Below are 13,264 nucleotides of genomic sequence, written 5' to 3'. Positions count from 1 at the left end.
TTTACTAATGGATTTCACCGCAATAGACTTTGAGACTGCCAATTCCAGCCGTTCCAGCGCTTGTGCGCTCGGGATCACTCAGGTTACGGGCGGAAGCATTACGGCAGAATATGCCTATCTGATTGATCCGCAGTCACGATTTGACGGGATCAACATCTCCATACACGGAATTACTCCCTCCATGGTGGCGGGCAAGCCAACGTTCCGCGAGCTGTGGCCTGTGATTGAGCCGCTGCTGGAGGGGCGGATTGTGGTAGCGCATAATGCCGCTTTTGATATGAGTGTGCTGCGTTACTGCCTGGATGAGGCGGGCCTGCCTTACCCCAATTTCCAATACCTCTGTACCTACCTGCTCGGCAAAAAAATGCTCAACCAGCTGCCCTCCCACAAACTAAACATCGTGTCCGGGCATTACGGCATCGCGCTTAACCACCATGATGCCTTGGAGGACGCCCGCGCCTGTGCTTCCATTCTGCTGAAGCTGATGGAGCAGGAGCTGCACCATGATCCGCTGCTGCTCGCACAGGCTCAGGGCTATCGGCCCGGAACCCTCTATAGCGGCGGCTATAAGCCGTTCACTGCGCTGCCGAAGGCCAAGACAACAAAGAAGCCTGCTTCGGGCGGGAGCAGACTTTCGATGTAGCCTGTGATGTTTGCCATCCCCATGCCTCCCCCAATCACATGCCCAACCAAGATGATGGCGAGCAGCGATATCCAGCTGTTGCGGATCACCGTTTCTCTATGGAAGGGCCGCTTCATGGTAACAACCAGCCAGGCTACACCAACTGCCACCAGTGCCAGCTCCATCCAGCGGCTCCACTGCACGGAGAGTATGCTGGCCAGGATGGCCAGGAACAGAATCATAACTACATTCGATTGTATGGTTACCTGACGATAACGCTCTTTGTTTATCATGTTCGTTCATCCATCCTTAATGAATTAGTAGATTCTAGAGTAATATCTCGCAAATCCCCAATACGCCAGACATTGAATAAGCAGCAGTGCACAGAGCGTTATGGCCGCTTGCTGCCACCCCATATAAGCTGTAACCACCGAGCTCAACCCTTCGACTATAACCATCACTGCAAATACCGCCGTAAAAGCCTTCATCCGCACAAACTGGTTACGCTCCTCACCGGCGGCCAGCTCAGTTTCTGCCGCTCTGGCCGGATTCCGCAGCAGACGGAAATTCAACCACCAGCCGACTCCTCCTGTCAGCAGACAACCTGCGGCGACACCATACAGCGTATCTCTGCCGAAATCCTGAGGGTACAGACCACATAGCCCTGCAATTAGAGCAGAGAATCCAATGAGCAGCTGTGCAATGTAGATCCGCTGCAATCTTTTGATATAACCCATTTATCATTCCTCCTCAAACATAAACACCTGCTCAATGGTCAGTTCAAATTCCCTGGCAATGCGGTGAGCGAGAAATATCGAAGGGTTATACTTACCGTTCTCAAGGGAAATAATCGTCTGACGCGTTACCTTGCAGCGATTCGCTAGCTCCTCCTGGGTCATTCGTTGCTGCTTCCGCAGCTCTGCCATTATATTGTTCATTATTCACCACCACAAAAAGAATAGTTGGCTTTACATTTATAGTATAGTTAACTTTACATTTTACTCTTATGAAATTTATCACAGATGTAAGGCCATTCTGCAAACTGCACACAAAAAACCGGGGCAGCTGCCCCGGTCTCTTCACTAAAATATAAGAATTTATATGCTTCACGCCATAAATTATCCTTCTATTTCTCGCAGAAACGGATACCTGAAAGCGATACGTAGTATCGCTGCTTCGGAAGCATACGCTTTGCAGAGGACGGCGAAGCCGTTTCTACTTGTCCATTAAATTAAATTTTCAAGCGGTAAACCGCTTTATTCTCCAGCCCCCGGATAAACGGCGTCCAAGGTTCGCTCTCGGCCGTGGTATCCAGCGCATCCTCCACCATCTGCAGCTTGGCGTCCATCGCATCAATATGGTGCAGGGCCACCGCCTCCGCCGTTTGCGGCTGGACCGGACTGCCCCATTCGCCAAGGTTATGGTGCGACAGTACCAGATGCTGCAGGCCAAGCACCTTCTCGGAGTTCAGGTCAATGCCCTTCGTAATCGCCGCTTCCGTGATCCAGTTGGCCGCCATCGAGATATGTCCGATCAGCTTGCCCTGCAGACTGTAATCGGAGACAATGCCCAGCTGTGAAATCATCTCCTCCGGTTTGGCGATATCGTGCAGAATAATTCCGGCCTTCATCAAGTCAGGGTTCAGGAATGGACGCTGCTTGCAGAGAAAATCGCCAATCTCCAGCATACGTACCATATGATAAGCCAGACCGGCGAAGTATGCATGATGATAGGTTTTGGCCGCCGGATAATGCATCAGCTTCTCCTCGACCTTGGCTACGCAGAAGGAGACGATAGTTGCGATTTCCTGGTCCTGAATGCTCGCCATCGCTGTTTTAATCGTATGAACCAGATCCACCGGACGAACAGGCGCGGAACGGATAAAGTCTGTCATATCCACGCCGTCCGTTTCATTGGCCAGCCTGATTTTGTTGATCTTGATCTGCAGCTTCTCGCGGTAAGTATGCGCAATCCCACGCACCTTAACCAGCGCCATCGGAAAAAACGTCTCTTTATCCGTGGTGCTTACGTCCCAATATTTAGCTGACAGTTGCCCGCTGGCATCGCCCAGAACGATGTCGAAATAATCCTTTGGAGGAGTACCGTTCGTTTGTTTAAGTGTCAGCTCCCGCAACAGATAGAACCCGACGAATTCATCCTGCGGAGCTAGCTTGTTAATTTGTGTCATTTAGAAGCCTCCTATGGGTAACAGGCAGATTACCTGCTTTGTATATCTCTTATTATACGATGGATTGCCGCACATAAGAAGAAACGGCTCACCGACCGTCCACTGAAAAGCTTATGCTTTCGAAGCAGCGATACTACGTATCGCTTTAAGGCATCCGTTTCTGCTTCATTTATTGGAAAAAGGGAGCTACCTCCCGCCATAGTCTGGCTTGAGATAACCCCCTGCTTACGCGATATGCTTATTTGCCTGCGGATTCAAGCGCAGCCTTGATTGCTTCCACAACCTTGGCAGACACTTCCTTCTCCGCATCATTGCTGCCGAAAGCGGCGGCACGGTATCCGTACTTATGAAGCATTTTGCCGCTGGAAGTGGTATCAATCTCATTCTTCACTGCTATCTCGGCGCTGGTCAGCTTGTCATTCGCTCTGGTCTTGCCGTCTTTATCCAGATAATAGACTACCATCTCTACAGGAATACCTTGCTTCACAGTAGTCATCACATTAACAAGCTTGTCGCTGCTCACCCCGATGAAGATGCCATCAAAGTAAGCGGCTTTGTTCAATTCAACCACCTCAGCTTTGCCATAGGCTCTGTCTACGGCTGCTTTCAGTGCATTACTGCTGCTGGTAGCGCCGGAAATGGCATCCACCTTGGCTACTTCTTCTCTAGTACCTGCAGCAAGGAAGCTGCTGGTCAGCTGCGGAATCGCTTTGACTACTTCAGCGTAGGCAGCTTCGCCTCTGTCTTCCATGTTCATGCCTACACGAAACAGCGCCACATTTACAATATTGCCATTGCGCAGGGTTACATCCGCCCGGTTCGTTCCTTTGTCATAAGCATCGCCAAAAGCGGTGAATGTGCCGTCCTTATAGTTCCCCTGTGCCTTGGAAGCATTGGCGAGGGCATCCTTAAGCGCGGCTCTGGCCGCGGCAGACAAGGCTTCCTGTCCGGGAACATCAGCCATCTTCACACCGCTGGCAGTTAATCCGGCAGTAAGATTGGCAACCAGCGTCTTCTGATCAGCAGTAAGCTTGTCATCGGCGATCAGTTTCTTGTCTTCGCCGAACAAGCTCAGCTTCACAGCAGTGATCTTATCAGCAGCTACATCTACGAGCAGCATAATCTTGGACTGGTTATCCACACCCGCGAATTTGCCGTCGAAATATTGGCCGGCAGTCTTGACCTTCAGGGCTTTCTCAAAGGCTCTTTCCACAGCCTGGTTCCAGCTGTGACTGCTCTCGGTAGCGCCGGAAATACCGTCTACCTTCTCATCATATTTGGCAATGAACGAGCCGTTCGCTAGCAGCTTGGCTGTCATAGGCGCATTGGCCTTAATCACTTCAGCATAGGCGGTTGCCCCTCTGTCGATCAGGTTGTTGCCAAGTCTGAACAGCTTCACATCAACCAGCTTGCCGTTACGGATAATAATGTCCGCTCTCTCCACACCTACACTTCGCGCTGTGCCGTAAGCGGAATAGAATCCGTCCACGTAAGCCGAGGTGTTGTTCACAGCTGCATTCTGCTCTGCATCGCGGAAGGCAAGCAGCGCCGCTCTGAAGTCGGCTTCAAGACCTGCAGTTGGCTTAGCTTCTGCGCCGCTTGCCAGCAGGGCAGGAGTAATTGCTGCAACCGCTGCCGCTTGTTCAGCTGTGTAGGTCTTCTCGTCTACAAAATCACCGGTGCTGTTCAGCGGGTACACTGTAACGGCTGTTAGATTGTTGGAGGCATAGGTAGCAAATACGGAATATTTGCCTTCAGGGTCTACACCCATATGCACGCCGTCGAAGTAACCGGCAGTCGCAGTCTTCACTGCAGCCGCTCTCGCGAACGCTCTGTCTACCGACATTTTCCAGCCTTCGCTGGTGCGGGTAGCTCCGGAGACTGCATCCACCTGGGCTGCACCGTCTCTGGTTTTGCCGAGCAAAGAGGATTTCATGATCCCGTAAGCCTGCCATACGCCGCTGTAATTGTTGCGCGCGTCTCTGTCAATCAGCTTGGGGCTGGTTCTCATCAGCTCTATATTTGCAATTTTACCGTCTTTGATTTCGACTTTAGCGCCTTCGGTTCCCTTGGAATAGGCATTGCCGTAGGCTACATAAATCCCGTCTTGGTAAACGCTTTCTTTAACTGTAGCAGGTTTGGCCGTTGCTTTGGCGGTAGCAGTCGGTTTAGCCGTCGCTTTGGCTGTTGCTGCAGGTTTCGCAGTTACTTTGGCTGTTGCTGCAGGTTTCACAGTCGCTTTGGCTGTTGCTGCAGGTTTCACAGTCGCTTTGGCTGTTGCTGCAGGTTTCACCGTACCCTTAGGTTTAGCTGTTGCTTTTGGCTTTGCTGTTGCTTTCGGCTTCGCTGTTGCTTTGGCGGTAGGCTTAGGTGCCGGTTTAGCCGCTTCTGCCGGAGCTTCGGCTTCCGAAGCGGCGGAGACCGCGTCCACCTTCAGGTTCAAAGCAGGTGCATCAATGGTATAAGCCAGAGGTGATAGCAGCAATGCTGCGGTGATTGTTAGCGATATTAGTTTTTTCAAATGAGTATTCTCCTTTACCAAATCCCCAGTGATATGTAGCGTTTCACTCCAAATGAAATTCCATTGTCTTACCAGCCGCAGCCCTATTGCAGCTTATAAAGAATCCTCACGATTCCCTACAAGCGTTCATCCCCCCTCTCCCGATTTAACCCTTGCGGCCTATTCTGCGGCATCAACTGGTGCATCTGTTATGTATAGGTTAATAATAAGGTGAAACAATTCACATATATGGTGAATTAATTCACATGATTTCTGGCTTGATGTTATCAAATATATCCGCACAGCTTCTGTATACAAAATCACACACCCTATAATAAACATCACTAATCTGCAGTTAACACAGAATATACATATTCTCTTTCTCCTAAATACTGCCATTTTTAGGCCGTTCTAAATTAGCAGTGTTTTAAATCACTGTTCTCTCCGCAGGAGCTGTGATAATTTGAAATGATGTCAACTTAAGGGAGATGCTATCCGCATGAAGAATAACCAACCTCCAATTGGAGTGGTCATTGCCCAGATCGGAACACCCTCGTCGCCAGACGCTCAAGCTGTGCGCCCTTATTTGAAACGTTTTTTATCCGATCGGCGGATTATAGATTACTCGCCTTTGTTCTGGCAGCCGCTGCTGCGCGGGGTTATCCTGCGCACCCGGCCGCGCCGTTCCGCAGAGCTGTACAAGCAGATCTGGCTGGAGGCAGGCTCGCCCCTGCTGCTTCATTCGCTGGCCCAGCAATCCGGGCTTCAGGAGCTGCTCGGCAGCGGCTACCAAGTGGAGCTTGGACTCGCCTACAGCGAGCCGAGCATGGAGACGGCCATAGCCAGGCTGGAGGCAGCGGGAGTTTCGCGTATTCTGATCCTGCCGCTGTTTCCGCAATACTCCTCAACCACAACCGCTTCCGTATACGATCAGGCTTGCTTCGCGGCCCTCGGCCGACGCAGCGCCGGAGGGCCGGCAGCCAAACGTTTTGTCCCCGCACTCCGCCTGGCCGAAGACTTTCATGATGCGTCGGGATACATCGCAGCCATGAAGGCACATCTGGAGCGGCAGCTGCAGAGCCTGCCGGAAGAACCGGATTATTATGTGCTAAGCTTCCATGGCATCCCGCAGAGATATGCCGATTCCGGCGACCCTTATCCCCGGCAGTGCATGGAAACCGCCCGGCTGCTGGCCGCAGCCATGAACTGGGCAAGCGGCTGCTGGGAGGTCACCTTCCAGTCGCGTTTCGGGCCGGAGAAATGGGTGGAGCCTTCAACGGCAGCGGTGCTTGGGGAACTGGCAGGACGCGGCATCCAGAGGCCACTGGTGTTCTCGCCCGGCCTTGTGACCGACTGTCTGGAGACGCTCCATGAGCTCGGCGTGGAAGGCCGTGAGCTGTTTGCTGCCGGAGGCGGCCAGCCTGGGCAGTTCATGATCTGTCCCTGCCTGAATGACAGCCCGGAATGGCTGGAGTTTCTGGCCGGGCAGGCCGCACTGCATACAGCAGGCTGGATAACGCCGACAAGCCGCCCGGCCTCAGATATTCACTGAGGCATCAGGCGGCTTGCAAGCGGAAATAAGATCGACAGCCCCGGCGTTAGGCCGTCAGCTGTTTATATTTGGCAGTCAGTTCATCGAACCATTGTTTATCCTGCAGAACCAATGCGAAATCAATCAGCTCGGCGATTTCTCCGGGCTTCAGCTCCGGCGAATCATTGAAGCGGATCTCGGCTGAAGCGGCTGCTTCACCGTTCGAGCCTTCTGCAAAGTCATAGGAGAAGCCCAGCTTGACTTCACTCTCCAGAAATTCATTGCGGAGGAAATAGAGCACCTCGCACATCAGAACCGGTCTGACATGGTTTTCGAAGACACATTCCATCACCTTGGCCCAATAATGCTGATTGCTGAGGTGCAGCTTGTCATTGGTCAACAGGTAGCTTTCCCCTTGAAAATCATTAACGAATCTGAGCTCAAGCGGCTTCATTTTGAAAATATTATAAATCTGCTTCATGGTAATATTCAGGATATCCTGGGTATCTAATCTAATCATCTCATGCACCCCATTTCTCTTATTAGGACTTGCAATAGAATATTGCATTCGCAATATGCCAAGAATTTGAAGTAATTTATTATATTATCGTCCATTCGATTACGTTTGTTAATATATTTTGTTAAATTTACGAAAAAAATGTTTCGATTTTTGTTGATTTGGTTAATTGTTTAGTTCTTGCTTAGTACTTAGCTCTCATTAGGTCTCATTAGGTCTCGTCAAGGATTTAGAGTGCTCCCCAACAAGCTCTCAGAGAAATTAGATGCGAAAGTGCATCTAATTTCAGCTGAAACTCATGCTACCGGTCAAATAAGTGCGAATCTGCAACTATTTTCGCGCAAATCGATCCTTTCAAGCAGTAATTTTGCAAAGAACATCACACGAGGAGGCGTGGTAGGCTTATTTACTGTAAGTTACGTTTTGGGAGGGGCGTATTTTGTACACTTTCCCTGGCCCCAGGCGAACGCGTCTGGGGTCTACTCAAAAAAAGCAAAAAAAAGCCACCTCCACTTAAGCCTACACACACCTCATTTTTTTGGATTGGTCTAGCTTCAGTTGTTCATCACTTGTAACTTACCTAAAATTGGATAGGCTTAGGCTTCAACACTTTCGGCCGAGTCGCTGGTCTGCCTCCCTTGTTCCTTCGCCCTTTGCTCGTTCGCTCTTTCGGTCGGTTTAGATGCTTCAGGAAATCCGCCAACGTTCCTTTTATATACAAGCGGAACACGGCTAGCACCCGGCCGATTCGCTGCTTCGGTGCATAACACAGACGGAGCTCTTCGCAGAGCACATACGCAATCAGGTAGAGGTAGATCAGGTTCCATACGGCTTCCGGGTTCCGGCTGCTATAGATTTTTTTCAGGTGTAAGTTGGATTTCATACATTTAAAAAAGAGTTCTACTTTCCAGCGGTAGCGGTACAGCTGTGCGACTTCGAGAGCCGTGATATCCCAGCGATTGGTGAGAACACGAACCAGGTGAGCCTTCTTTTTCTTGTCCGTATACTTGTACTCCACGAGCCGAAATACACCGGTTTTCCCCGTCTTCGGACACGTCAGCTCCACATCCGCATCCAGCACCAGTCCCGCTGCCTTCACCTTCCGCGTTTTAAGCACCTTCACTTTGCTATTTTGCTTGAGGCGAGCGACGAACAGAATACCTGCCTGGAGCCATTGTAGATATTGAGTGTAGTGAATATACCCCCGGTCGAACAAATACGTAATCCCTGTTTGCCAAACCAATGCCGCTAGCACATCAGTGTCCATATCGGCCACCGTCGCGGTAGAAAGCACCGGAGCCATGGGAATCGCCGAGTGCTCGCCCGTCAGGTGCAAGCAGGTATGCATCTTGACGGCGTTTTTTCCAGTTTGCTGGTAGGCCCATTGGCCGCGAACCCGCCCCAGCGTCAGGCTGGTGGAATCGACTGCTGCGAGGGGGCCCAACTTTTTCAGTTTTTTAGGCAGGGACGGTCCTTCCTGTTCCAACAGATGCTCCAGGCGAGAGAGGTATAGCTCACGGAGCACCTCCGGGGGCAGTTCGCCGAGCTTGCGGTTCAAGGACGACTGGTGAATGGATTGAATTCCGGTGCATTCTTGCATCCACGTAGAACTCTCTACATGATCTGCAATCTCTTGAGTCCCTTTTCGTCCTCTAAATATGGCCTCTAAAAAGAGAAACACCGTGTTGCCCCAGTGAAGTTTTTTGGCATAACGGTCGCCGAGCAGCAAGGAAGCATTGCGATCTAACCATTGGGTGACTTGACATAACAACACCTTTTCAGCTACTTTATTAACCAAGAGATCTCCTTTCGTGGGTGTGTGTATACTTCTACGATAATGGAGTCTCTTTTTTTTGTAAATATTCCCTGACTGCTTTGATGTCAGGTTCTTTGCAAAATTACTGCCTTTCAAGCCCAAAATAAGAAATTAGATGCGTATTCGCACTTATTTGCTCCAAAACAGAAAAAATGGGCTAATTAGATGCAGTTTCGCAACTAAATTTGCAAATTCGACTAATGAGGCTAGCCTGGAGCTATGTCTTCGACATTCTTATCCTGCGGAGAACTAAAAAGTAATATATTATGTGGCTCAAAATCAAAATCAGCGATTCTCCGGTTACTGGAGAATCGCTGATTCTTTTTACATTATCCAACTAAGAAGAAACGGTTCGCCGCTCCGCAGCCTATTGCAGAGAGTCCTCATCCAGAAACAAAGGCACCAGCTGAATGCCTTCCTCCGGCGAAATCCGCACCAGCCCTTTGTCCGAAAGACGGAGTGTAGGGATAACCGCAAGGGCAAGCAGCGACAGGGTCATAAAAGCATAATTCAGCGTGCAGCCCGCATCGTACAGCGCTTTGCTGATCGCAGCCGACTGGGCGGCAGCCACCTCAAACGGTTCTGCAGACATCAGGCCTGCAATAGCCAGCGGGAACAGCGTCGTTCCGGCTGCAGTAATTACCGCGACTCCCCCCTGGGCTTCAGCCACAGCCACAGCGGCCCGGGCCATCAGCCCATCCTCATTGCCGATCACCAGCACATTATGGCTGTCATGCGCCACGGTCATAGCAATCGCCGCCGGCTCATGGAACCCGATTCCCTCCACTACACCTACCGACTTATTGCCGGTTCCCTTGTGGCGTTCGAATACGGCGATTTTGCACAAGCCGTCCCCTGCCCCCACCAGCAGCTTGCCGTCTTCCACTGGCAGCTGCAGGATGACTTCCAGTGTCTCCACATGGTTCTCCTGAACCTTGATCACTCGGGTGGGGATCAGTCCGGACTTAACAGGAGCCTGGATCTCAAAGTCTGCCGGAACCGGCAGCTGCTTCAGATGGACCGAAGCCCTTACCTCTTCAGGGTATAGATAGACCGGAAGCTCGGTCGTCATCACACCGTTCTCGGCAACAACGGTCCCGGCAGCTATCGTCAGTCCTACGCGGACATCCGCCAGATTACCGTCCAGCAGGATGATATCGGCATAAGATCCGGGGGTAATCGAACCGATATCCCGGCTGAGTCCGAAACGCTCGGCCGTGTTGAGGGTCGCCATCTGGAAGGCGGTCACCGGCTTCACGCCCTGGGCAATGGCATGGCGTACCACAAAATCCATATGCCCTTCATCCCGCAGCGATTCCGAGCTGCGGTCATCGGTGACCAGCAGCATCCGCCGCGGGTCAAGCCCATGCTCCGTGTGCGCAGTGATGGTCTTGGCGACATCATGCCAGGCGGAGCCGCGGCGCATTTTGGCATACATTCCGAGCCGTACCCGTTCAATCACATCCTCCGCCGTCACACATTCGTGATCGCCGGTAATCCCTGCTGCCGCATAGACTGGAAGCCTCCAGTCGCTGGACGGCCAGGTAAAGTGCCCATCGGCATATCGCCCTGCCCGCAGCGTAGCCTGAATCTCACCAAGCATCTTCTCGTCGCCGTACACCACTCCAGGGAAGTTCATCACTTCCCCCAGACCGATCACATCCGCTCCCCAGGTGTAGGCCTCCGCCACTTCCTCGGGTCCGATGGTTGCTCCCGTGGTCTCGAATTCTGCCCCGGCAGAAGGCACACAGGAAGCTACTTGCATATAGGCCGCCAGCGGCGTGCCGCGCATCTCGTTAAGCATCAGCTTGACGCCCTTCAGACCAAACACATTGGCAATCTCATGCGCGTCGAAGAATCCGCCCGTCGTCCCCATCGGCAGCACCGCCCGGGCAAATTCCGTCACTGTCAGCTGCGTGCTCTCGATATGGCAATGTCCATCGAGCAGCCCAGGGGCCATATACCGGCCTGCGGCGTCAATTACCTGCGTTCCTTCACCTATCATGTGGGAAACATCCTTGCCTACATACGCTATCCGGCTGCCCTGAATTCCGACAGACATATCCGGCAGGATCTCTCCGGAGCAGACGTTGACCAGCTTGCCTCCTGTAATCACCAACGTTGCAGCCTGATCGCCTCGCGCAGTTGCCACCAATGCGGGGATAGCATCCGCCAGCGGTTCTCTTGTATAAGCCATTATCCTCGCTCCCTTCCATACAGCCTCTATTTATATACTCATTGTAAGCAAAAACGGCCTCAACATCCCTCGGGACGAAAGCCGTTTCTCAGGTTGAACAGCTTAAGCCCTCCTGCTCAGGCTCAGCTCGCCGCGATCATAAATGATCCGCAGCCCGGCATTGTATTCCACCGATTATCCTCCTTGCGCCTCATATACGTCAAGCGCCGCCTGAACGCCCTGTCCTGCCGGCAAAATATGACCGTGGCGCAGCAGCACTGCCTCCAGCGCTCCGAGCAGACGCAGTACATTGTTCTCGCGGCAGCTGAAGCCCATGGTGCCAATGCGCCAGATTAGACCCTTCAACGGTCCGAAGGAGCTGGCGATTTCGATCCCGAAGCGTTCCAGCAGCATCGATCGTACCGCTTCACCGTCCACTCCTTCCGGAATCAGCACACAGGTAACCACCGTAAGCTTGCTGGCAGGATCGCCATACAGTTCAAGCCCCATGGCGGCCAGTCCTGCCAAGAGCGCCTGCTCATGGAGTTTATGACGCGCAAAGCGCGGTGCAAGCCCTTCTTCCAATGTCAGCCGCAGGCCTTCACGCAGCGCATACAGCATCGAGGTCATCTCCGTGTGGTGGTTCAACCGCAGGGGGCTCCAGTAATCCTGAAGCATGCTCAGATCCAGATAATTGCTGCGCACCGGCGGCAGTCCGCCTTCCCGCTCACTGCCGGTGCGCAAGCCGCGCTCCACCTGCTTGCGGGCCAGCAGCTTCGCTTCGGCCCGGGCATTGTATGTCACCGGAGCCATGCCGGAAGGAACCGACAGGCATTTCTGGGTGCCGCCGATGACGGCGTCCAGCATCCAGGCATCCGTCTCCACCGGCACCCCGCCAATGGTGGCTACCGCGTCAACAATCAGCAGCGCATCCCGTTCCCTGCAGGCCCGCCCAATCTCCGCCAACGGCTGCACTCGGCCTGTAGAGGTTTCGCCATGAACGATAGCGACCACCTGCGGCTTGAAGCTGTCCATAGCCGCAATAACCTCATCCGCGTCAAACACACTGCCCCAGGTCTTCTCGATCACCTGCACCTCCGCACCGCAGCGCTCGGCAATCTCATGCAGCAGATGCCCGAACCGGCCAAAGATCGGAATCAGCACACGGTCTCCCGGTGCAATCAGGCTGACCATAACCGCCTCAATCCCTGAACGCGAGGTGCCATCCACCGGATAGGCCCACTGGTTGCCGGTAGCGAACAACTCGCGCAGCATTTCCATCGTTTCATTCATAATGCCGGTAAACTCAGGGTCAAACTGCCCCAGCACCGGAAAAGACATCGCCCGCAGCACCCGCGGATCTACCTCCACCGGTCCTGGCGTCATGATGCACCGCAGCGACGGCGACAAATCCTCGTACCGCTTCATGCCCATCTCTCCTTCTATATTCACTGATGTTATTCCATAGATTGTATGGGTTTGGCGTGTTTGCCGGCTATAGGCAAAATGTTTTTTTAGCATATTGATAAAAAAAACGGCTTCATTCTATGCGTTCAGCACTAACAGTATAATCTTCCGCTTGCGCTTGCGTTAAGGCAAACACTAATTCTCGGAGGGCCAGGGTTGCTAGAATTAATCAAACTCATGTTCATAGTTTAAAGAAATACCACCTCTAATTGGTCTAGCAAACGGTAATTCGAGCTTTTCAAGTTATTGCTTACGTTCCATTAGGTGCCCCACGTGAATTTAGAATGTTGCCTTGGAACGTTCAGAGTAAATAGATGCGAAAGTACTACTAAATTTGCCCTAATCGTAAGTAAACAGGTAAATAAGTGCGATAATGCAACTAATTATGATTAAAACAGGCCTCTGACGCTCCAACGCCCAAATTAGATGCCTTTTTGCATCTATTTT

Annotated in this window: 11 protein-coding genes; 2 read left to right on the top strand and 9 right to left on the bottom strand. The window is 52.2% G+C overall.

Features of this window, described 5'->3' with window-relative positions:
• Nucleotides 1-7 precede the first annotated feature (7 nt).
• Nucleotides 8-643 (top strand): 3'-5' exonuclease, encoded by a 636-nt coding sequence (locus tag B9T62_RS01975; protein WP_087913730.1) that lies wholly within the window; start codon nt 8-10, stop codon nt 641-643.
• Here B9T62_RS01975 and B9T62_RS01970 read toward each other — a convergent pair.
• The 5 genes from B9T62_RS01970 to B9T62_RS01950 all read right to left on the bottom strand — a co-directional run bounded on the left by B9T62_RS01970 (nt 565) and on the right by B9T62_RS01950 (nt 5,331).
• Nucleotides 565-915: a hypothetical protein gene (locus B9T62_RS01970; protein ID WP_087913729.1), complete on the bottom strand. Its 351-nt coding sequence runs from the start codon at nt 913-915 to the stop codon at nt 565-567. The genes B9T62_RS01975 and B9T62_RS01970 overlap by 79 nt on opposite strands.
• A 24-nt stretch (nt 916-939) precedes the next feature.
• A complete protein-coding gene (locus B9T62_RS01965; protein WP_087913728.1) occupies nt 940-1,359 on the bottom strand; it encodes a hypothetical protein in 420 nt (139 codons plus the stop codon).
• A 3-nt stretch (nt 1,360-1,362) separates the two neighbouring features.
• Entirely contained in the window at nt 1,363-1,560 is a 198-nt protein-coding gene (locus tag B9T62_RS01960) for a helix-turn-helix transcriptional regulator (RefSeq protein WP_087913727.1), read from the bottom strand.
• A gap of 293 nt (nt 1,561-1,853) precedes the next feature.
• A complete protein-coding gene (locus B9T62_RS01955; RefSeq protein WP_087913726.1) occupies nt 1,854-2,810 on the bottom strand; it encodes a 3'-5' exoribonuclease YhaM family protein in 957 nt (318 codons plus the stop codon).
• Nucleotides 2,811-3,048: 238 nt separating this feature from the next.
• Complete coding sequence (locus B9T62_RS01950) at nt 3,049-5,331, bottom strand: FMN-binding protein (protein WP_087913725.1); 2,283 nt, start codon at nt 5,329-5,331, stop codon at nt 3,049-3,051.
• 478 nt (nt 5,332-5,809) lie between these two features.
• Here B9T62_RS01950 and hemH point away from each other — a divergent pair, with 478 nt between their 5' ends.
• On the top strand, nt 5,810-6,862 hold the full coding sequence (gene hemH / locus B9T62_RS01945) for a ferrochelatase (protein ID WP_087913724.1): 1,053 nt from the start codon (nt 5,810-5,812) through the stop codon (nt 6,860-6,862).
• 46 nt (nt 6,863-6,908) lie between these two features.
• On the opposite strand, the gene B9T62_RS01940 is transcribed toward hemH, so the two are convergent.
• The 4 genes from B9T62_RS01940 to B9T62_RS01925 all read right to left on the bottom strand — a co-directional run bounded on the left by B9T62_RS01940 (nt 6,909) and on the right by B9T62_RS01925 (nt 12,778).
• Nucleotides 6,909-7,361, bottom strand: a complete 453-nt coding sequence (locus B9T62_RS01940) for a hypothetical protein (protein WP_087920092.1) — start codon at nt 7,359-7,361, stop codon at nt 6,909-6,911.
• A 577-nt stretch (nt 7,362-7,938) separates the two neighbouring features.
• Entirely contained in the window at nt 7,939-9,156 is a 1,218-nt protein-coding gene (locus tag B9T62_RS01935) for an IS4 family transposase (RefSeq protein ID WP_087913723.1), read from the bottom strand.
• 385 nt (nt 9,157-9,541) lie between these two features.
• The gene (locus B9T62_RS01930; RefSeq protein WP_087913722.1) at nt 9,542-11,371 is read right to left on the bottom strand and encodes an adenine deaminase; all 1,830 of its coding nucleotides are present in this window, start codon (nt 11,369-11,371) and stop codon (nt 9,542-9,544) included.
• 174 nt (nt 11,372-11,545) lie between these two features.
• A complete protein-coding gene (locus B9T62_RS01925; RefSeq protein WP_087913721.1) occupies nt 11,546-12,778 on the bottom strand; it encodes a pyridoxal-phosphate-dependent aminotransferase family protein in 1,233 nt (410 codons plus the stop codon).
• Between the last annotated feature and the right edge of the window lie 486 nt (nt 12,779-13,264).

The organism is Paenibacillus donghaensis (genome assembly GCF_002192415.1).
Lineage (GTDB): Bacteria > Bacillota > Bacilli > Paenibacillales > Paenibacillaceae > Paenibacillus_AQ > Paenibacillus_AQ donghaensis.
This window is presented reverse-complemented; position numbering and strand designations above follow the sequence as displayed.